14 protein-coding genes are annotated in these 20,828 nt (G+C 66.2%); 8 read left to right on the top strand and 6 right to left on the bottom strand.

From position 1 onward, the window contains the following. Window positions 1-26 precede the first annotated feature (26 nt). The 3 genes from GA615_RS18315 (at window position 27) to GA615_RS18305 (ending at window position 9,648) form a co-directional block, all read left to right on the top strand. Complete coding sequence (locus GA615_RS18315) at window positions 27-2,696, top strand: bifunctional YncE family protein/alkaline phosphatase family protein (RefSeq protein ID WP_235905534.1); 2,670 nt, start codon at window positions 27-29, stop codon at window positions 2,694-2,696. A gap of 75 nt (window positions 2,697-2,771) precedes the next feature. After that, window positions 2,772-3,530: a DUF4058 family protein gene (locus GA615_RS18310; protein ID WP_152052757.1), complete on the top strand. Its 759-nt coding sequence runs from the start codon at window positions 2,772-2,774 to the stop codon at window positions 3,528-3,530. A gap of 319 nt (window positions 3,531-3,849) precedes the next feature. Beyond that, a complete protein-coding gene (locus tag GA615_RS18305) occupies window positions 3,850-9,648 on the top strand; it encodes a beta strand repeat-containing protein (RefSeq protein WP_161602412.1) in 5,799 nt (1,932 codons plus the stop codon). 285 nt (window positions 9,649-9,933) lie between these two features. Here the strand turns inward: GA615_RS18305 and GA615_RS18300 are convergent, their stop codons facing one another. The 4 genes from GA615_RS18300 to GA615_RS18285 all read right to left on the bottom strand — a co-directional run bounded on the left by GA615_RS18300 (window position 9,934) and on the right by GA615_RS18285 (window position 13,308). Continuing rightward, window positions 9,934-10,377 (bottom strand): Dabb family protein, encoded by a 444-nt coding sequence (locus tag GA615_RS18300; RefSeq protein WP_235905533.1) that lies wholly within the window; start codon window positions 10,375-10,377, stop codon window positions 9,934-9,936. A gap of 645 nt (window positions 10,378-11,022) precedes the next feature. Next, window positions 11,023-11,469 (bottom strand): YraN family protein, encoded by a 447-nt coding sequence (locus tag GA615_RS18295; RefSeq protein WP_152052755.1) that lies wholly within the window; start codon window positions 11,467-11,469, stop codon window positions 11,023-11,025. Window positions 11,470-11,526: 57 nt separating this feature from the next. Continuing rightward, a complete protein-coding gene (locus GA615_RS18290; RefSeq protein WP_152052754.1) occupies window positions 11,527-11,814 on the bottom strand; it encodes a hypothetical protein in 288 nt (95 codons plus the stop codon). Between the two features lie 144 nt (window positions 11,815-11,958). Continuing rightward, the gene (locus GA615_RS18285) at window positions 11,959-13,308 is read right to left on the bottom strand and encodes an Nramp family divalent metal transporter (protein ID WP_161602411.1); all 1,350 of its coding nucleotides are present in this window, start codon (window positions 13,306-13,308) and stop codon (window positions 11,959-11,961) included. Between the two features lie 262 nt (window positions 13,309-13,570). Here GA615_RS18285 and GA615_RS18280 point away from each other — a divergent pair, with 262 nt between their 5' ends. Beyond that, window positions 13,571-14,395 (top strand): hypothetical protein, encoded by an 825-nt coding sequence (locus GA615_RS18280; protein WP_152052752.1) that lies wholly within the window; start codon window positions 13,571-13,573, stop codon window positions 14,393-14,395. Window positions 14,396-14,546: 151 nt separating this feature from the next. Here the strand turns inward: GA615_RS18280 and GA615_RS18275 are convergent, their stop codons facing one another. Beyond that, the gene (locus tag GA615_RS18275) at window positions 14,547-15,128 is read right to left on the bottom strand and encodes a DUF1579 domain-containing protein (RefSeq protein ID WP_152052751.1); all 582 of its coding nucleotides are present in this window, start codon (window positions 15,126-15,128) and stop codon (window positions 14,547-14,549) included. Between the two features lie 370 nt (window positions 15,129-15,498). Between GA615_RS18275 and metK the strand changes: the two genes are divergently transcribed. Beyond that, a complete protein-coding gene (metK, locus tag GA615_RS18270) occupies window positions 15,499-16,638 on the top strand; it encodes a methionine adenosyltransferase (protein ID WP_235905540.1) in 1,140 nt (379 codons plus the stop codon). Between the two features lie 515 nt (window positions 16,639-17,153). Here the strand turns inward: metK and GA615_RS18265 are convergent. Continuing rightward, window positions 17,154-18,266: a 6-phosphofructokinase gene (locus GA615_RS18265; RefSeq protein ID WP_152052749.1), complete on the bottom strand. Its 1,113-nt coding sequence runs from the start codon at window positions 18,264-18,266 to the stop codon at window positions 17,154-17,156. 291 nt (window positions 18,267-18,557) lie between these two features. Here GA615_RS18265 and GA615_RS18260 point away from each other — a divergent pair, with 291 nt between their 5' ends. From GA615_RS18260 to GA615_RS18250, 3 genes are all read left to right on the top strand, one after another. Beyond that, the gene (locus GA615_RS18260) at window positions 18,558-19,226 is read left to right on the top strand and encodes a Uma2 family endonuclease (RefSeq protein ID WP_235905532.1); all 669 of its coding nucleotides are present in this window, start codon (window positions 18,558-18,560) and stop codon (window positions 19,224-19,226) included. 27 nt (window positions 19,227-19,253) lie between these two features. Next, window positions 19,254-20,510, top strand: a complete 1,257-nt coding sequence (gene galK / locus GA615_RS18255; protein ID WP_235905531.1) for a galactokinase — start codon at window positions 19,254-19,256, stop codon at window positions 20,508-20,510. 101 nt (window positions 20,511-20,611) lie between these two features. Next, a complete protein-coding gene (locus tag GA615_RS18250) occupies window positions 20,612-20,809 on the top strand; it encodes a hypothetical protein (RefSeq protein WP_152052748.1) in 198 nt (65 codons plus the stop codon). The last annotated feature ends 19 nt before the right edge of the window (window positions 20,810-20,828 follow it).

Here is a 20,828-nt window from a genome sequence, read left to right as displayed (position 1 = left end):
ACGTCTTCCCTCCGAGAGGATTGCTCGTGTCGCGTCCACGTCCACCGATTGGCCTGGTCTTCCTGGCAGCCTGTCTTCTTCCCCCCTCCTGGTCAAACGCTCAGGAAGCGATCCCGAGAGTTGGGCAAAACGACGCCTCCGGCGCAACCGTGGTGACGACCCAGCAGCGGATTCGGCCCGTCGGAGCCTCGGTCGAGTATCCCGGTCGGCCGGTCGATCTGGCCGTTTCGCCCGACGGCGCTCGCGTCGTGGCCAAGGACAACCGCGGCATCCTCGTCATCGACGCACAGACCTGGGAGATCACCCAGCGCCTTGCCTTCCCCGACGGTGGCGGGTCGATGCACGGCATCGTCGTTTCCCAGGACGGCCGACGCTTCTGGGCCACCTCGGCCCAAAGCCATCTGTACGAAGCCACCCTGGCCGACGACGGCTCCTTCGCCTGGACGCGGACCTACGACCTGCCCGGTCCCAATGGAGAAGGCCCTTCGCACGCCTGCGGGATCGCCCTGAACGCCGACGAAACCATCGCCTACGTCGCCCTCTCGCGCAACAACACGATCGGCCAGGTCGATCTGACCACCGGCGAGCTTGTCCGCGAAATTCCCGTCGGAGTCGCGCCGTTCGGCGTGGAACTTGATCCGAACGGTACGGTTCTTTATGTCTCCAACTGGGGAGGCCGTCGCCCCCTCGACGGCGAGCAGACCGCCCCGTCGGCCGGCACCCCCGTCCTCGTCGACGATCGCGGCGTTGCCAAGAGCGGGACCGTGGGCAAGGTCGATCTGGAGCAAGGAGCCATGACCGTCGAGGTCGCCACCGGCCTGCACCCGAGCGACCTGGTCCTCGACCCTCGGGCCGGCCGCCTCTACGTCGCCAACGCCAACTCCGACACCGTCGGCGTTCTCAACATCAGCAACGGCGACTTCTCCGAGGTGGTCGAGATCCTCGTCCGTCCCGACCCCACCTTGCCCTTCGGCAGCGCCTCGAATGCCCTGGCCCTCTCGAACGACGGCCAGACGCTCTACGTCGCCAACGGCGGCAACAACGCCGTGGCCGTCGTTTCCCTGAACGACGATCGGACGGACGGCGAGGTCCTCGGCTTCATTCCGGCGGCCTGGTATCCCGGCGGCCTGGCCGTCGGCCCCGAGGGCGACCTGTTCATTGCCAACATCAAGGGGCTCGGCTCCCGAAGCGAGCCGGAAGACCCGGCCAAGGGCCGATCGGTCTACGCCTACCTCGGCACCGTGCAGAAGGTCGAACCGGTCGACGCCGACACCCTGGCCGAGTGGACCGCCCAGGTCCTCGAAGACGCCCGGGTTCCTCAGGTCCTCCGCTCCTGGGAACGCGAGCAGGTCCGGGCCGACATCGCCCCCCGTCCGGTCCCCGAACGCCTGGGAGAGCCCTCGGTCTTCGAGCACGTCGTCTACATCATCAAGGAAAATCGCACGTATGATCAGGTCTTCGGAGACTTGCCCCAGGGCGAGGGAGACCCGAACCTCTGCATCTTCGGCCGCGAGGTCACGCCCAATCACCACGCCCTGGCCGAACAGTTCGTCCTGCTCGACAACTTCTACTGCAACGGCGTCCTCTCGGCCGACGGCCACTCCTGGTCGACCGAGGGGTACGTGACCGACCACCTCGAAAAAGCCTTCGGCGGCTTCACCCGCAGCTACACCTTCGGCGACGACCCCCTGACCTACGCCTCCACCGGGTTCATCTGGGATAACGTCCTGCTGCACGGCCTCACCTTCCGCAACTACGGAGAGATGGACTACGCCGAGCCCGTCCCGGCCGATGCCTCCTTCGTGCAGATTTATGAAGACTTCCTCAACGGCACGAATGAGATCTCGTTCACCCAGAACATCGGCATCGACACCCTCCGCCGCTACTCCAGCCCCGACTTCCCCGGCTGGAACATGAAGATCCCCGAGGTCCTCCGCGCCGACCGGTTCCTCAAGGAGCTGGCCGAATTCGAGGAAACCGGCGACTTCCCCAACTTCGTGATGATCTTCTTGCCCCAGGATCACGGCTCGGGTACCTCTCCCGGCATGCCCACCCCGAACGCCCACATGGCCGACAACGACCTGGCGCTCGGCCGGATCGTCGAGGGGCTCAGTACCAGCCGATTCTGGCCGAAGACCTGCGTTTTCGTCATCGAAGACGACCCGCAAAACGGCTTCGATCACATCGACGGCCACCGCTCGATCTGCCTCGTCGCCTCCCCCTACACGAAGCGAGGGGCCGTCGTCAGCGAGTTCTACAACCAGACCTCCGTCCTGCACACCATGGAGCGCATCCTCGGCCTGCCTCCCATGAATCAGATGGACGCCATGTCCCCCCTGATGACCGAGTGCTTCACCGATGAACCCGACCTCACCCCGTTCACCGCGCTTCCGGTCACCATCCCGCTCGACGAGCTGAACAAGCCCGTCAGCCAGCTCCCTCCCGGACAGCGCGTCTGGGCCGAGGCCAGTCTCGCCCAGGACTTCTCCATCTTCGACCGCGCCGACGAGGACACCCTTAACCGCATCCTCTGGCACTACGCCAAGGGGGCCGACACCCCCTATCCCGCCCACCTCGCCGGCGCTCACGGCACCGGCCTGAAGGGCCGCAAGCTCATCCACGTCGAGTTCGAGGATGACGACGACGACGACGACGACGACGACGACGACGACGAGGAAGATGACAGCGATGACTGATCGCTGATCGATCGGGTATCCTCAGGGGGGGTGATCGCGCCTCACCCTCCCTTCCCGATTCAGGACCCTTCCGCCATGCCGATCCACGACTGGACCCGCGTCCCGGCGGGGACCTTCCACGACTTCCACCACGAGTGGATCTCGACGATCAAGCGAGCCTTGAATGACGGGCTCCTGCCCGACGGCTACTACGCCATGGCCGAGCAGATCGCCGGGGGCATGGGTCCCGACGTCCTCACGCTGGAACGTCCCGCTCCTCGGGCTCCGCTCCCTGAGCCGGGCCAGGAAGGGGGATTGGCCCTGGCCACCCGGCCGCCTCGGGTCCGCTTCCATGCCGGTCGAGAAGATGACCTCCTCGCCCGGAAAGCCAAGGCGGTGGTCGTCCGCCATTCGAGCGATCATCGCGTCGTGGCCATGGTCGAGCTGGTCTCGCCGGGGAACAAGAGTAGCCGATACGCCATCGACGCCTTCGTCCGCAAGGTCCGAGACGCGCTCCACGCGGGCATTCACCTCCTCATCGTCGATCTCTTCCCACCCGGCCCCCGCGACCCGCACGGCATCCATCAGGTGATCTGGGAGGAAGGCAGCCCAGGCGACTTCCCCCTGACCGCCGACGAGCCCCTCGCCTGCGTCTCGTACATCGGCGGACCCGTCGGCGAGGTCTTCCTCGAACCCGTCGCAGTCGGTCGCCCCTTGCCCGAAATGCCCCTGTTCCTCTCCGATGCCATCTACGTCCCCGTTCCTCTCGATCCCACCTACGCACGTGCCTGGGACGCCGTCCCGGCCGTCTGGCGCAACGCCATCTCCTCACTCCCTCCCCAATCCTCCATCTGAACCAGCCCCCCTGATTCGCCCTTCTTCCGGTAACCTGGGGCACTTGCGAAAGTGATTCGGACGTGAGAGACTGTCGCCCGCGCCTCCAACACCGGGGCACGAGACGATGCTTCTTGCGTTCGTGCGTGCTTGCCTGCTAGCGTGGAGCGACACCGATCCCCGAAGGCCGGCCGATCGAGGGCAGAGCCCTGTCCTCGGCACGCCAACGACAGGGGGGACTCCGGCGAACGGAACGGTTGCAACGATTGAGGAAACAGCGATGAGTCGACAGGGTCGTCGAGTGGTTCGGGCATCGTTCCGTCGTCGGGGAGCACGGGGAATGCCGTTGGCCGTCGAGCCGATGGAGCGGCGCGCCCTGCTGGCGACGATCCAGGTCACGACCTTGACCGATGCGCTCGCCCCCATCCCCGGCGAGGTCACCTTGCGATCGGCCATCGAGGCCATCAACGCCGGGGGCACGGCCAACCCCGACATCCTCGCCAACACCACCGGTCTCTTTGGCGACGACGACCGGATTGTCTTCAACGGCCTGAGTGGGTCGATCACGCTGGTCGGCAGCTTGCCCGATCTGACCGTGCCCGTGGTCCTCGACGGCACCACGGGCGACGGCTTCTCCGACGTGCCGGTGCTCACCATCGACGGCGACCGCGTGGCCAACAACACGATCCGAATCACCGGCCCGAATGTCACGATCCAGTCCTTTGCGATCGTCGGCAGCCGAGGCCCGGGCGTCCTGATCACCGGCGCGGCCGCGTCGGGGGCGATCCTTCAGGGGAACCACATCGGCGTCGATGCCTCCGGAACCACGGCCGAACCGAACCTCGGCGGCGGCGTCGCCGTGACCAACGGCGCGAGCAATGCCCGAATCGGCGGCCCGCTCTCGGCTCCCTTCGTGCTTGGCACCATCGGCAACGTCATTGCCGGCAACGACACCGACAACATTCTGCTCGACGCGGTCCAGAACGTCGTCGTGCAAGGGAATTTCATCGGCACCGACCGCTCGGGCCTGGTCGCCATGCGCGACGAAAACCTCGGGGTCGATGGCCACGGCGTCCAGATTGTCGGCGGCTCGGGCCACACCCTCGGTGGCCTGACGGCGAACCTCGGCAACCTGATCTCCGGCAACGGCATCAACGGCGTCGAGGTCCGCTCGGGCAATGCCAACCTGATCGCCGCCAACCGCATCGGCACGGCCGTCGACGGCGTCAACCCCTTACGCAACGAGTTCCTCGGCGTCCGGCTCCACCAGGCTTCGGTCAACAACACCATCGGCGGCGCGAACACCACCCCCTTTGTCCTCTCGGCCGGCAACCTGATCGCCCACAACGGCGGCGACGGCATCCGCATTCAGGGACCGGGCACCACCGGCAACCTCGTCGCCGGAAACTTCGTCGGCGTCGATGTCACCGGCACGATCGCGCTGGAGAACATCGATACCGGCATCGAAATCAACAACGCCACCTTCAACACCATCGGCGGCACCGGCCCCGGCCTGGGGAACCTCATCTCCGGCAACCGGGGAGACGGCATCTTGCTCGCCAACGCCGGCGCGGCGAACAACACCATCCAGGGGAACCGGATCGGCACCAACGCCCTGGGCACGGCCGCGATTCCGAACCAGGAAGACGGCATCGAGGTCAACGGCGGCCTCAACAACACGATCGGCGGCGCGGCGGCCGGGGCCGGCAACCTGATTTCCGGCAACGGTAGCGACGGCATCGAACTGGAGCGTGCCTCCTCCGGGAACGTCGTCCAGGGGAACCTGATCGGCACCAACGCCAACGGCTCATCCGCCGTGCCGAACACCGAGAACGGCGTTCGGCTCAATGCCGGGCTGGTCAATGTCGGCGGAACCCCTCAGTTTCTTGGCGCTGTCTCCAACACGATCGGCGGCGTGAATGCGGCGAGTGGGGTCCGCACCGCGGGGAACCTCATCTCCGGCAACGGCCACAATGGCATCCTGCTCTACGGCGGGCCAACCTCGAACAACGCGATCCTCGGCAACTTCATCGGCACGAACGCCAACGGATCGAGCCCGATCGGCAACACGAGGCACGGCATCCTGCTCGAAGGGGCGTCGAACAACACCATCGGCGGTGAAAACGTCAGCATCAGTCCCGGAACGCTCCGCTCGGGCAATCTCGTTTCGGGCAACGGCGGCGACGGCATCCGCCTGACAACGCTGCTCAACGAACCCGGTGGCAACAACGCCGCCAGTGCCTCGAACGTCATCTCCGGGAACTTCGTCGGCACGAACCCCTCGGGATCGCTGCCCATCGGCAACGGCGGGGCGGGCATCGCCCTGATTGGCGACTCCGATTCCGCCGGCCTCATCACCGGCAACACCATCGGCGGGGCCAACGCCACGACCGCCGGGCTGAGACGCGGCAATCTCCTCTCCGGCAACACCGGGCCGGGCCTCTTGCTCCAGGGCGAGGCGGTTTCGGAGAACACCGCCCTCGGCAACTTCATCGGCACCAACGTCTCCGGCCTCTCGCCGATCGGCAACGCCGTTGGGGTGCTCCTGAGCAACGCGCCAGGCAACACCATCGGCGCGGGGAACGTGATTTCCGGCAACCTCGGCCACGGCGTTCACCTGACCGGCAACGGCACCACCGACACTCTCGTGACCGGCAACTTCATCGGCCTCGGCCCCGTCGGGGCGACCTCCGTGCCCAACGCTGGCGACGGGGTCCGGGTCGAGGGGGCCTCGGCCAACACCCTGGCCAGCAACGTCGTCTCCAGCAACGGCGGCTCCGGCATCGCCCTGATCGGTCCCGGTGCCTCGAACAACGTGATCCAGTTGAGCCGGATCGGCACCGACGACCTCGGACTGAACAACCGAGGCAACGCCGGCCACGGCATCCTGCTGGTCAACGCCGGCAACAACGCCATCGGTGGGGTGCAACCGGCCGACGGCAACATCATCTCCGGCAACGGCGGGTCGGGCATCCTGCTGCAAGGCTCGGGGGCCTCGAACAACCAGATCGCCGGTAACGTCATTGGCCTCGACGCCACCGGAGACGCCCCCCTCGGCAATGCCGCCAACGGCGTGACGATCCTCAACGGCGCCTCGGCCAACCGCGTCGGCGGAGACGTGACTGGCTCCGGCAACCTGATTTCCGGCAACCGAGGAGACGGGGTCGTTCTGGCCGCCGGAGCGTTCGAGAACCTCGTCTCGGGCAATGTCATCGGCGCCAATGTCGGCGGTACGGCGGCGCGAGGCAATGCCGGGACCGGCGTTCGCATTTCCGACTCGCCCCGCAACACCATCGGCGGCCGGTCGAACCTGATCTCCGGCAACGGCGTCTTCGGCCTGACAATCGCCGGCGGCTCGGCCTCGGAAAACGTCGTCTCCGGTAATCTCATCGGCACCAACCTCGCCGGCACGGCTGGCCTCGGCACACAGCAGGTCGGCCTGGTGATCCTCAACGCCCCGAACAACCGGGTCGAGGACGGAAACCTCATCGCCGGGCACTCCGGAGACGGCCTCCAGGTCATCGGCGCCGCCGCTTCGGGGAACCTGATCGACGGCAACCTCATCGGCACCGATGAAACCGGCCTCGACGGCCTCGGCAACACCCGAGGCGTCTTGCTCGACGCCGCCCCCGACAACGTTCTGGCCGGCAACGTCATCTCCGGCAATCGCAACGACGGCGTCGTCGTCCTCAACGGCGCGAATGGGAACACCCTGTCCGGGAACCTCATCGGTCTCGCCGGCCCGACCGGCTCCCTTGCCCGGCCGAACCTCAGCGGCGTCCTCATCGTCAACGCCAACACCACCTCGCTCGACTCCAACGCCATCAGCGGCAACCGCGGCTTCGGCGTCGCCCTCGCCGGAACCTCCGGGAACTTCTTGACAAGCAACCTCATCGGCACCAACCGCCAGGGCACCGCCGCCCGGCCGAACAACCTCCACGGCGTGATGGTCCTCAGCGCCCGGAACAATACCCTGTCGGCCAACGTGCTGTCCGGGAACCGCCTGTTCGGCGTCGAACTGCGCGACGGCTCCGACGGCAACACCCTGATCGACAACCTCATCGGCACCGACCGCACCGGTCAGTTCGCCATCGCCAACCAGCGCGACGGCGTCTTCCTCGACAATGCCGCGTCGAACCGCCTGGAACGAAACGTCATCTCAGGCAATCTCGGCAACGGGGTGATGGCCATTTCCCAGGGGTCGAACACGGTCCTGATCGGCAACTTCATCGGCACCAACCGCGACGGCTCGGCCGCCCTCTCCAACCAGGGCAGCGGTGTGATCGTCGCCGGCCCGTCGAACATGGCCCTGCAAGGCAACGTCGTCTCCGGCAACCGCGGCTTCGGGGTCGCCCTGGTCGGTGGCACCGGCAACGTGATTGCCGACAGCTTCATCGGCACCAACGCCGGTGGAGAGGCCGCGCTCGGCAATCGTCTGGTCGGCGTCTTGCTCCTGAACGCTCCCGGCAACACGGTGCTCAACTCCGTGATTGCCGCCAACGGCGTGGTCGATGGCCGGGGGAACCTCCGGATCGACGGCCCCGGCAGCTCCGGCAACCGCGTCTCCGGCAGCTTCATCGGCACCGACCGCACCGGCTCCCGATCGCTCGACCCCCGCGCCGGCAACGTGCAAACGGGGCTGCCCACCACCCCCGACGACGGCACCCCCGGCGCGAGCGACCGCCTGACGTTCGACCCCCGCAACGACGGCATCGTCATTGCCGACGGCGCCTCGAACACCACCATCGGCGGCACCGGAGTCGGCCAGGGGAACGTCATCTCCGGCAACCGGATCGGCGTCTACATCCGAGGCCAGGCCGCCGGCAACGTGCTGCAAGGGAACCGGATCGGCACCAACCGCGATGGATCGGCCGCCGTGCCCAACAGCGACGGCGTCATCCTCATGAACACCTCGAACAACATCATCGGCGGCACCGGCCCGGCGGCACGCAACCTGATCTCCGGCAACCTCGAAGTCGGCCTCCGCCTCACGAGCATCGCCTTCGACGAGCCCCGCGCCCCGACCTCCGGCAACCTCGTCGCCGGGAACTTCATCGGCACCGACGCCACCGGCACCACTGCGATCGGCAACCGCCAGGGAATCTTCCTCTACGGCGCCTCCGGCAACCAGATCGGCCTCGGCTCGTTCTCCGACCCGAACGGAGGCGGGAACCTGCTCTCGGGCAACCGCGAGGTCGGCCTCCAGATCCTCAACGCCGACACGGTCAACGCCGTCACCGTCGTCACCCCCACCGGCCCGCAGATCGTCCCTTACCCTCCGGCCGTCGGCTCGGTCAGCACGGGCAACATCGTGGCCGGCAACCGCGTGGGAACCAACGCCGCCGGCACCGCCCGCCTGCCGAATTTCCAGGGCATCTTCCTCAGCGACGCCCCCGGCAACACCATTGCCGACAACCTGATTAGCGGGAATTCCCAGGTCGGTCTGAACATCACCGCATTCAATGCCATCAACAACCTTGTGACCGGGAACCGAATCGGCCCCGACATCAACGGCGCGATCGGCACCGTCGGCAACGGCTTCGCCGACCCGAACGGCCTCGGCTCGGGCCTGTTCCTCAATCAGGTGGTCGAGGGCGCGAACACGATCACCCCCACCAACGACATCCGAGGCAACCTCACCGCCCAGACCCGCACCCGGTCCATCGCCTCCGGCCCATTCGTCGAACGGGTCACACCCATCATCAATCCCACCACGGGCGCCTTGACCCGGATCGACGTTCGGATCAACGGCTACCTCAGCCGCGATGCCGCCCGGACCCTCAACCTGGCCAACTTCTCCCTCGTGCCCACCACCACCGGCGCCGCTCCTATCCCGATCGCCTCCGTCTCCTATGACGAGGTGGCCCGGATGCTCTCGATCACCCCAAGCGCCCCGGTCGCTCCCGGCCAATCCCTCCTGCTCACGCTGGTCGGCCGCGCTCCTGGGGGCCTGCAATCACGGCCCGGACCCGGCATCCCCTCCGCCTTCCTCGCCGGCAGCGGCTTCGCGGGGACGAACTTCACCCAGCTCATCACCCTTCCCGCCCCTGGCACCTCCCTCGCCGCCCGGCGCGCCGGCGGCCCCAGCCCCCTCGGCGTCGATCTTTTGTTCGCTCGATCCGGGCACCTGAACCTGTAACGTCCTCGTCCCTTGTGCAAAGCTCGGCTCGCCGACGGCCCACCTCCAACACCCGCTCTCCCGCCACGCGGGGGAGCGGGTGGCCGAAGGCTGGGTGAGGGGGCCCCGGCCCCCGATTTAGCCGAGAGGCCGACCCTCCCATTCCGCGCAAGCACCGCACCAGGCAGGGCATCCACCCCCCATCCTCGCAAAACACAATCACATCCACACACATCATCAAATCAATGAGCGGCCCGGCGTACCCCGCCGCGACCGCCCCTTGCTTGCCTGATCCGGCATCAACGCTCAGCGGCCCGACGATCCGGCCACGTACGAGTCAAACACCCGGACGGTCGACCACAGGTCCTTGTTCTTCTCGATGAATTCCAGGTGGCGCGGGTGATCCTGGTAGGTGTCGTGCGCGGCCTTGTCTTCGAAGACCAGGTGCAGGGCCACGTCAAAATCGGTGACGTTCACCTCCCGATCGAACTCCTCGGCGCGGGTGCCGGCGGAGAAATAGACGGTCCCCTCGTGGCCGTCGAGGTACTGATGGCAGGCATCGACCAGCTTCTGGGCGTTCGCCTCCGACTTGTTCGCCAACGTGAAAAAGACCATGTGGGCCAGCGGCGCGGCGGCGACCGCGGCGACCGGCTCGGCCTCCGATTGCCCGGTCACTGACAGGACTGCGGCCATCACCAGGGCCCCGGCGAGGGCGGCCAGCACCGGACGAATCATCGAGTTGCGCATCATTGTCGTCTCCCGACCGTGTGTTGCGTGACGTTGCGTCATCGCAGGGAAAGCTCCTCGGGGCCGATCCTCAGTCAGACCCGCCCCACTTCACTTCGATCGCTCGGCCGTCCGATCCGGGCCTTCTCGTGCCCCGATCCGCGTTGACCGATCGACCGACCGAGGCCGATTGTACGTCCCTCCGCCCCCCCGAACCAGAAACCAGCGACCCTGCCTCCCATTCCCAAATTCGCCCCCGTCAAAAGTGACTGAACCGCCCCTGTTCCCCGATAGTGTCAGTGTCCCCCGAACCCGACGAACTCCACCCCTTCCTCCTCCGTCCAATCCGTCCGCAAGCTCCCAGAGACATCGACCACTCGCAACCATCGCGTTTCCCGAAACGAACACCCAATAACGCCCGAACCATTTCTTTGACAAGATGTTACACCAAAGCCACCAAGCGCACCAACCGCGCATCGCCCAGCGCACCGAGCCCCGCATCTCGTCTCGTTGCCCCGCCTCGAACGGTTCGCCACCCCTTTGCAGACCGCCTCACCAGTCGCGCCCGACGAACTCCCGAAACGAATCACAAGAAACGACGCAAACCATGACTGAGCAAGTAATTTCGCCATTCACTTCAGGCGCACCAAGAGCGCAGGCACGGGCGCACTACACGAAGAACTGCCCCTTCGGCCCGGCGGCGTCGAAGGCGTCGGGGAAGTGCTCGATGGTCGGTCGGCCAAGGCCGTCGGGCCAGACGATCGCCACGATGTCGAACCGGCACGGGACCGGCCTCGCCGCATCGAGCAGGCCATGCCACTTGAGGAACTGGAGCGAGGCTCGGGTGATCCGGCGCTGCTTCTCCAGCGTCACGGCCTCGGCGGGTTGCCCTTGGCGACGGGTCTTCACCTCGACGAAGACGAGCGTGTCTCCCTCGCGGGCCACCAGATCAATCTCGCCCCGCGGAGTCCGGTAGCTCCGGCAGAGAATCCGCATCCCCTTGCGGCGCAAGTACCTCGACGCGGCCCGCTCCCCCCGGTCGCCGAACCACTGGTTCCAGGGCCGGTCGGTTTCCCGGCCACTCCGGAGCCACCTCGGGAGGCGAAGTCGGAACATCCCGGCACGCTCCCGAAGGCCCCTCGACCGCACGCTCCGGAGTCCCACCACCCCGGCTCAGTAGATGTTGAACGACCCTCGCTCGATCTCCCGAGCCTCGGAACTCAGGCCGCCGGGCAAGCGGTTCCGCCGGTGCATCCGAGCCGGGGCCGCCGGGTCGGGCTCCTTGGAGGAGGCGATCGCGTCGGCCTCGTCCTGACCGCTGAAGAACTCGTCGTAGAATGTCGGCTGGTCGGCTTGGCCATCCTTGTTCTTGCCGAGACCGAGGGCGTTGCACCCCGAGGCACTCGTGGCCAGCACAAGGCAGACGACCGCCACGCCAAGACGGATCGGGCACCGCTGCATGGAGACTCGCCCCCCAACGACCCGCCTCGATCGGCGAGGGTCGGTGATTTCAGACTTCAACGGACATCGACGAAGCGTCGGGCGGTCGAACGCCGCCTCCTCCAGAGGGGATCGGCGGATGCTGCCAGGAACCGGCCCCCGCGCCTAGTCCGATTCCTTGGCCGGTTCGACCTCGACCGGCGCTTCGACCGCCGCCGGCTCCGTTCGCCACTGCTCCCGAACCTTGCCGATCTGATCGATCAACCGCCCGTAGGTCGCCACCGAGAGGACCAGCACCAGCAGCAAGCCGAAGCCCGCCAAAATGTTCTGACGCCACGAGTTCGCAAACCGCCCCATGATCGACCGATCGTTGAGAATCAGGAACATGCCGATCCCGACCGCCGGCACTGCCAGCATCGTCGCCGCCTGGGCGATCACCAGGGCATTGGCCCGGTTCTCCTGCGGCATCGTGGCGATGAGCATGCCGATGACCATGATCCCCAGCGCGAACCGCCTCGGCCACGGCTGGTCCATCCGAGAGCCGAGGCCCAGGCCGTCGGCCAGCAGGCCCCCGCCCACCAGGGCGTTGACCGGAATCGACGAGAAGGCCGCCGCCCAGAACCCGAGGCAGAAGATGAACTTCGCCATCGGCCCGAAGGTCGCCTCCAGTTGCAGGGCCATCTCGGCCGCGTCCTGGATCACGATTCCCCGAGGCCGCAAGGCCGCCGCCGAGGTCAGGATGATCAGGATGCTGATCGTCGACAGCAAGCCAATCCCCACCACCGAGTCGATCAGGCTCTTGCGAACGTCCGGCAACCGCCACCCCTTCGACTGCACCAGGTACGACTGATAGAGGCAGGCATGCAAGACAAACGTCGTCCCCACCATCGCCGCCATCACCGTGATCGTGCCGTCTCCCTTCGGCAACTGGGGGACGAGCCCCGCGGCCGCCTCGGCCAGGTTCGGCCGGGCCACCACCAGGTTCGTGAAGAAGGCGACGATCATGATCAGCACCAGCACGATCATCACCCGCTCAATCAGCCGATAGAGGTTCTTCGTGAAGGCGACCATCAGGATCGCTGTGCCGGTGAAGACGAACGGCCAGACCTGCTCCTCGGCCACCGACCGGCCGAGCAAGGCCGAGAGGTTCCGCGAGGCCCAGTTGTCCGTCACGCTGGCCGTCGCGGTCGTCACCCCGAGGTTGTTGCCGAACTGGAAGCTGGCCGACATCAGGAAGGCCGCCAGGCCGATCAGGACTGCGAACCATCGCCCGTAGCGATCGGCCACCGCCTGCAAGAACGACCGAACCTGCGTCGCCCCGAAGCGGGCCCCCATGACCGTGTACATCATCATGGCCGCCGCCGCCAGCACGACCACCCAGATCAAGGCATACCCATATTCGGCCCCGATCTTCGAGGCCGTCGTCACGCTGCCCGGACCGAGACAGACCGACGCAATAATCAGCCCCGGCCCCAGCGAGCCCAGGATTCGCTTGATCCAAGCAGAGATCGCCATCACCATGAGTTGCCCAGCCTTCTGCTCTGGTTTCGCCCCAGCTCGCCGCGTACCGTCCTGGCAGATCGTCTCGTCTCGATGGCCCCTTCCACGCGAGCCGTCCTTGATTCGGGACTTTACCCCCTCAGACTCCTCGCGTCGAGGTGCTGGCCCACCGCCTCGCGGAGCCGTGACCACTGGCCGTCGGACCATCGAGGACGTAAGCTCAATTCCATATCGACCCGCACGCTGATCGGGGGATCGCCCAGGCGATCGAACACTCATGCCTGAAACCGATTACCGCCTGATCCTCTTCGACGCTCCTGAGAACCCGGACGCCCTGCGCGACCTATTCCGGGGGGTCATGGGCCTGCACCCGACCGAGGCGATGCAGTGGGTCAAGCGCGCCCCCGGCATCCTCCCCTGGCCCCTGGCCGAAGGAGAGGTCCGCGAACTGCTCGACGCCCTGTACGACCAGGGGATCGCCGCCGAGGCCCGCCGCGTCGACACCGTGCCCAAGCTCGTCCCCGCCCGATCGGTCCACCGCGCGGCCATTCAACCCGAAGGGCTGAGCATCAGCGGACTTCGAGGAGAGCCGGCCCACTACGTCCCCTGGTCGAAGCTGGAGCTGGTCCACGGTGGTCGGATCGCCGCCGACGACGAGTTCCGCGACCCCCAGGGAATCGGCTGGGCCAACGCCGTCGCCTCGGGCCTCAACGCCATGATCCTCCGAGGCCCGAAGCCCCCCCGCACCCGGCGTTCGAAGCGAGTCCCCCGCGACCCCGTCACCGAGCTGCACCTGGTCCGCACCGACCCCCAAATCGCCTTCCGAATCGTCGCCGACCAGATGAATTACAGCGACCTCGGCGACCGCCTGCTCCCCTCCGCCGTCGAGAACTTCCCGATCTTCCTCGCCGAGCTGGTCGCCCGGGCCGACACCGCCACCATCACCGACTCGACCCTCGCCCTGCTCGGCCGACCCTCCCCAGAGGCTGAGCCGAGTACCTATCCGACCTCCCAGGCCATGCTCGACGCCACCACCCTCCGCCTGCTCTGGACCTGGTATCGCCGCGACCGCCAGCGCGATGCCTCCCCCGGCACCGGGTGAGCCGAAGCTTCGAAGCCTCCGCCGTCCAGGTTCCTCCGTTCTTTGGCAATTCGCATCGAACCGTGATCGACCCTCGATCGAAGAGGATCGCCCGGCTTCCGCAGAGCGATCCCAACCGGCTCGGGCTTGGTGCCCCGGTTCTTGGCCCCGGTCAGTTCTTGCGTCGGGTGTACTCGATTTTCATGAACTCGACCCAGTCGTCGCCGTATTCGGGGGCCTTCATGAAGAGGGTGAAGACCTTGTGGTCGGCGTCGGTCAAGACGCTGACGGTCTTCTGATCCACCTCCTTGTCGAGCATCGGGTCGAAGGCCTTGCCCTCGAAGGTGTAAGTCTTCGAATCCGGGTCGTAAGTGCCGGTCTGGGTCGAGAGCTTCGGGTTCATCGTGTCGACCCAGCTCATGACGTAGTGGCCGGCCTTCGGATCGAAGCCGATCTGGCTGTGCCCCCGGAAGGGCATGCCGCCGAAGTCCCCTTCGAACTCGCTAAGGAGCCAGAAGTCGCCCATCATCCGGTTCGTCTCGACCCCCTTGGACACCGTCGGAGGCTGGCCGGGACCGTTCATGAACGAGGTAATCGTCGCGTCCCAGGTGCCGACCTCCCCGATCAAGTGTCGATGTTCAGCCGTCGGTTGAGGAAGCATGGCTTCAAAGTCCTCCTGAGCGTGTGCGAACGCCGGAACCACCACCACCACCCATACCGCCAGGAAGGGAAGGCTTCGCGTCTTTTGTCGCACAGGCTGGTCCTCCGCTCGTTAGGTTTCGACCGTGGTCCTCCCCTTCGCGGCCTATACTGGACACACGAACAGAAGAAGACGGCCGAAGTATGAACGGACGTACCGAGAATGTCCAGAGAAAATCGACCAGAATCTTGCCCGGTTTCGTGGCACTGGGCCGACGCTCAAGGCTGGCTTGGCTTTACAGCGCGGCGGGGGCCTTGATAGACTCGCCCCTCGAAACGGAGTTTCCAGCTCCCGAAGGGGGGACGCTTGCCTGATGGCCCCGTTGGAGGTGTGATCCGGTCCCCCGGCCCCGTCACTCGACCGCAGGAGAGGTCTGCCCGTGTCCCAAAATAATCGCTACCTGTTTACCAGCGAATCTGTCTCGATGGGCCATCCCGACAAGATGGCCGACCAGATTTCCGACGGCATCCTCGACGCGATCCTCGAGCAAGACCCCAACGCCCGGGTCGCCTGCGAGACCCTGGTGACGACCGGCCTGGTCGTCCTGGCCGGCGAGATCACGACCACGGCCGTCGTGGACTACCCCGGGGTCGTCCGGCAGGTCGTCCGAGAGATCGGCTACACCTCCAGCGCCATGGGCTTCGACGCCGACACCTGCGGCGTGATGGTCGCCCTGGGCAAGCAGTCGCCCGACATCGCCATGGGGGTCAACGAAGATTCCGCCAAAGGCAAGGAGATCGGCGCCGGCGACCAGGGCTTGATGTTCGGCTACGCCTGCGACGAGACCCCCGAGCTGATGCCCCTGCCGATCGCCCTGGCCCACCGCATTCTCAACCGCCTGACCGAGCTGCGGCAGAACGGCACGATCCCCTGGCTTCGGCCCGACAACAAGAGCCAGGTCACGGTCGAATACGACGACGGCCGCCCGGTCCGGATCGACACCGTGGTCGTCTCCACCCAGCACGACCCCGGCGTCACCCAGCAGCAGATCCGCGAGACGGTCATCAAGGAGATCATCGAGCCGGTCCTGCCGAAGGACATGGTCAAGGGAGAGATCACCTACCACATCAACCCGACCGGCCAGTTCATCGTCGGCGGCCCGCACGGCGACGCCGGCCTGACCGGCCGGAAGATCATCGTCGATACCTACGGCGGCGCCGGCCGACACGGCGGCGGGGCGTTCAGCGGCAAGGACTCGACCAAGGTGGACCGCTCGGCCGCCTACATGGCCCGCTACGCCGCGAAAAATGTGGTGGCCGCCGGGCTGGCCAAGAAATGCGAGGTCCAGCTCGCCTACGCGATCGGCGTGAGCGCCCCGGTAAGCATCCACGTCGATACGTTCGGCACCGGAACGATCCCGCACGATCAGATCGAGGCCCTGATCCGAGAGCACTTCCCGCTGACCCCGTCGGGCATCATCGCCCACCTCGAACTGCGTCGGCCGATCTTCCGCAAGACCGCCGCCGGTGGCCACTTCGGCCGCTCCGAGCCCGAGTTCACCTGGGAAAAGACCGACAAGGCCGCAGCCCTGAAACAGGCCGCCACGGCCTCCGCCGTCGCCTGACCCGGCCTCTGGGCTCAGCATCATCCGCTCGCTCAACGCCCCCGCGTCTTCCCTCGCTCCATCGATCGAGGACGCGGGGGCGGCTCGTTCCGTCCCCCTCCTGACCGGCCATCACCTGCCCGCCCGCCCACAGATGACAATCAAGCACACACCCAATCACACCCGAATCATTCCCGCCAGACATGGCAAGCTTCGAATCACCTCGCCCGATTAAGCATAATGAAAATTCGATGTGTTGAGGTCTTTCATGTTGACGACACCGACAGCCACCTGACACAATGCGAGAGGCTCGCGAACGATGGTTGTCGCGAGTCACGCCGTACCGTGTGCGAGAATGCATGAGTGTCGAGCATCTGTGAGTTTGCTTCGCTTTGCAGCCTCGGTAGCGCAGTCCGGTAACCGGCGAGAGCCCTTGACCCAGAGGGCTCTCGCCGGGGCCGGTGCCGATCAAAATTCTGACGCGGAACGAACCCCTTGCGCGAGGCGTGACGCAAGGCACAAGGGGTTGAGTCGGGTCAGTCGCCGAAGCTGATGCCCATGTCGCGGCCAGTCTGGATCGTGTCGCAGTCCAGGGGAACCGCCTTCATCCGGCGGGTGGCGACATCGAGCGGAACGTACTTGACCTCCGGTGGGTCGAGGGCGACCATCACGCCGCAATGGTTCTCCGCCAGGGTTCGGACAGCCGCCGCGCCGAAGCGGAGCGCCAGCAGGCGGTCCATGGGGACCGGAGTGCCGCCGCGGAGCAGGTGGCCGAGGACGACGGTCCGGACGTCCTTGCCGGTCGTGGCTCGTAGTCCTTCGGCCACCTTCTCGCCGATCCCTCCCAGCCGCTCAATCCGACCGGGTTCACCGGGGACGAGTGAGTGCTCGCCTCCCTTCGGATAGGCTCCTTCGGCCACCACCACGATCGAGAAGCGCCGGCCGATTCGATCGCGTTCGGCGATTTTCCGAGCCACCGACGTCAGGTCGAAAGGAATCTCGGGAATCAAGATCGCGTCGGCGGTGGCGGCGATGCCCGCGCTCATGGCAATCCATCCCGCGTAACGGCCCATCACCTCGACCACCATGACCCGATCGTGGGCCTCGGCCGTCGAGTGCAGGCGGTCCAGGCATTCGGTGGCAAAGGCCACGGCGGTCAAAAAGCCGAACGTCAGGACCGTGCCATCGAGGTCGTTGTCGATCGTCTTCGGCACGCCGACCACGCGAAGACCGTGCCGGCTCAGGGCGTGGGCAATCTCCATCGAGCCGTCACCACCGATGGCGATGAGCGCATCGACATTCTCGCCGATCCGCTCGGCCAGCTCGGCGGTGCGATCAACCGGGACGACCGATCCATCGGGTTGCGGAGTCGGGAACGCCAGAGGGCTATTCTTGTTCGTGGTCCCCAGAATCGTGCCGCCGAGGTGGGTGATGCCGCGCACTCGATCGGCCGTCAACGGAATGAGGCCACCTTCAGGGAACCGCTCGGGGGTCAAGACGCCGTCGTACCCGTCCCGAATCCCGACACACTCCCACCCGCGATTCAAGGCCGAAACGACCGCCGCTCGAATCACCGCGTTCAGGCCCGGTGCGTCGCCTCCTCCAGTCGAGATCGCAATCCGCCGGATCGGGTTTCCTGAGGTCGCCATCGTAGCGCGCTCCTTCGTGCGTTCGTGGCGGTCGGATCAGATCGTGTCTCGACCGCGCACCAATTTCAAGATCCGCTTTTCCGTCGATGAATTAGGACGGCTTATTGTACCAGGCGCGGTTGCAGCGCGTCAGGATCGGAGTCCCGGCAACGCGGGGTCCGAGATCCGAACGTCGGAAGACCGGCACCAGCCTGGGCGACCAAACCGGAGGCGCTGGGCAACGCCGATGAGGTCATCGTACAATCAGAACAAGACGATGATCGGTCCCCCGTTCCCGAGGGAGCCTCGCTCGTGGCCACATCGACCGCCCCCTCCACCATCGCCACCGATCCTCCGGCGACCATTGCCGAGCTACTCCACCTCCTGGGAGACATTCCGGCCTCCCGCGTCCGCTTCCGCCCTTTGCCGGGATCGGCCACGGAGGAAGACCTGCTCCGCCTCCTCGATCGCGAGAACCTGGCGTGTGAGCTGATCGAGGGCGTGCTGGTGGAGAAGGCGAGGGGCTACCGGGAATCGCTGATCGCAGGGCTGATCCTCACGCTCCTGAACAACCATGTGCTGGCTCACCGCCTGGGCTACGTCTCGGGGGCGGATGGAATCATGAGGCTCATGCCCCAACTCGTGCGGATTCCGGACGTGGCGTTTGTCGCTCGCAACCGATTTCCCGGCGGCAAGCTTCCGGACGAGCCGATCCCGAGCCTCGTGCCCAACCTGGCGGTCGAGGTCCTGAGCAAGGACAAATCCCGAGCTGAGATGGAGCGCAAGATCCGCGAATACTTTGAAGCTGGGGTTCGCCTGGTCTGGATGGTCGATCCGACCCGCCGAACCGTCCGGGTCCATCCCGGGCCGACCGCCGAGCAATCCGTTTTGCTGAGTGAAACGGAAACCCTCGACGGCGGCGAGGTCGTGACGGGCTTCTCCGTGACCGTGACCGAGCTGTTCCCGACGGATGACGATTGACTCACGCGATTCCCCGGAGGACTCCCGATGATGACCGCATCTACTTCGATCGATCGTGCTCGGGCCGCCTTCCGAGAGCGCTTCGGCGCCGAGCCGACACACCTCGGCATGGCTCCGGGACGCGTCGAACTGCTGGGCAATCACACCGACCACAACAACGGCCTGGTTTTGGCCGCGGCGATCGACCGCTCGACCGTCGTGACCGGCCGGCCGACCCGGGGAGAAGAATCCTGGATTTACTCCGAGGCATTCGATGATTTGTATGGTCTGCCGCTCCATGAGGAGGTGAATGACCCGCCAGGGGCCTGGGGACGGTACCTGCGAGGGGTCGTCAAGGCGTTCACCGATCGAATCGGGCCGCTGCAATCGGCCTTCGAGGCCACCATTGCCGGCGATGTTCCGCTCGGCGCGGGCCTCTCCAGTTCGGCAAGCCTGGAGGGAGCGTTCGCCCTGTTTTTGCTCGACGCCGGAGTGTTTCCCGAGGGGCAGGGGGGGACCGCCGACGCGCTCGACGACCAGGCTCGGATGGCTCTGGCCCAGACCCTCCGCGAGGCCGAGAACCAGACCGTTGGGGTCGCCTCGGGCCTGCTCGACTTCGTTTGCACCCTGCTGGGCAAGCGCGATCATGCCTTGATGCTCGATTGTTTCTCGCTTGAGTTCGAGCGGCTTTCGCTCGGCGATCCCTCGCCTGCGATCGTCGTTTGCGACACGAAGACCTCACGACGTCTGGCCGACGGGATGTACAACCAGCGCCGGGAGGAATGTGATCGGATTGTCCGGTACTTCCGCGAACATCCGCCGGCATCCTCACGCTCCGATCCCCCTCAGGAGCCTCCGCCGGTCGCGTCGCTTCGGGACATCACCCTTGCGGATTTGAACGCCTATCGTGATCGGCTCGACCCGGTCGGCTACCGTCGCGCGCGGCACGTCTTGACCGAGAACGACCGAGTGCGGCAAGGGGCCGAGGCCCTGCGGCGTGGCGATCTGACGACGTTGGGCCGCCTGATGTCGGCCTCGCACGCATCAAGCCGAGACGACTTCGAAAACAGCTCGCCTGCTTTGAACACGTTGATCGAATTGGCCGAGGCTGCGCCCGGATTCCTGGGCGGTAAGCTCTGCGGGGCGGGCTGGGCCGGTTGCACGGTCAATCTGGTTCGGTCTGACCAGGCCGACGCCTTCGCCGCCTCGGTGCGCGAGGCCTACGCCCGACGCACCGGTACGATCGCCGAGGTTCATGTTTGCCAGGCCGCCGACGGGGCCAGGGCGATCCCTTTGATCGGGTGATTCTGGTAACGTGAGAGGTTGCTCCCTCGACCCTCCGACCGGACGGGCCGCGCCGGAATCGAGTCGGGGAGCAGTCGTGAACTTCGATCGGAGAGACTGCGATGACTCTGGTCAAAATCGGCGGAAGTTATTTGAATCTGGAGATGGTCACAGAAGTTCGTGATACGGGCATTGACGTTGAGATCTTTTTCAGTACCGAAAAAGCGACCATCCTGCGCGGCGGAGAGGCCGAGTCCTTCCGCCGATGGCTCGATTCGATCGCCATTGTCCCGTCCGAGCAAGTCGGCCCGAAATCCTGACCCATCTCGAACCGCAATG

Source organism: Tautonia marina (assembly GCF_009177065.1).
In the GTDB taxonomy this organism is placed as follows: Bacteria; Planctomycetota; Planctomycetia; order Isosphaerales; family Isosphaeraceae; genus Tautonia; species Tautonia marina.
Note: the sequence above shows the minus strand (reverse complement) of the source record. Positions and strands in the feature narration are given on the sequence as shown.

Coding starts and splice junctions, on each gene's coding strand:
- metK (WP_235905540.1), top strand. CDS start 15,499: ATGGGCCATCCCGACAAGATGGCCGACCAGATTTCCGACGGCATCCTC.
- GA615_RS18310 (WP_152052757.1), top strand. CDS start 2,772: ATGCCGATCCACGACTGGACCCGCGTCCCGGCGGGGACCTTCCACGAC.
- GA615_RS18280 (WP_152052752.1), top strand. CDS start 13,571: ATGCCTGAAACCGATTACCGCCTGATCCTCTTCGACGCTCCTGAGAAC.
- GA615_RS18305 (WP_161602412.1), top strand. CDS start 3,850: ATGCCGTTGGCCGTCGAGCCGATGGAGCGGCGCGCCCTGCTGGCGACG.
- GA615_RS18250 (WP_152052748.1), top strand. CDS start 20,612: ATGACTCTGGTCAAAATCGGCGGAAGTTATTTGAATCTGGAGATGGTC.
- GA615_RS18265 (WP_152052749.1), bottom strand. CDS start 18,266: ATGGCGACCTCAGGAAACCCGATCCGGCGGATTGCGATCTCGACTGGA.
- GA615_RS18295 (WP_152052755.1), bottom strand. CDS start 11,469: ATGTTCCGACTTCGCCTCCCGAGGTGGCTCCGGAGTGGCCGGGAAACC.
- GA615_RS18300 (WP_235905533.1), bottom strand. CDS start 10,377: ATGATGCGCAACTCGATGATTCGTCCGGTGCTGGCCGCCCTCGCCGGG.
- GA615_RS18290 (WP_152052754.1), bottom strand. CDS start 11,814: ATGCAGCGGTGCCCGATCCGTCTTGGCGTGGCGGTCGTCTGCCTTGTG.
- GA615_RS18285 (WP_161602411.1), bottom strand. CDS start 13,308: ATGGCGATCTCTGCTTGGATCAAGCGAATCCTGGGCTCGCTGGGGCCG.
- galK (WP_235905531.1), top strand. CDS start 19,254: ATGATGACCGCATCTACTTCGATCGATCGTGCTCGGGCCGCCTTCCGA.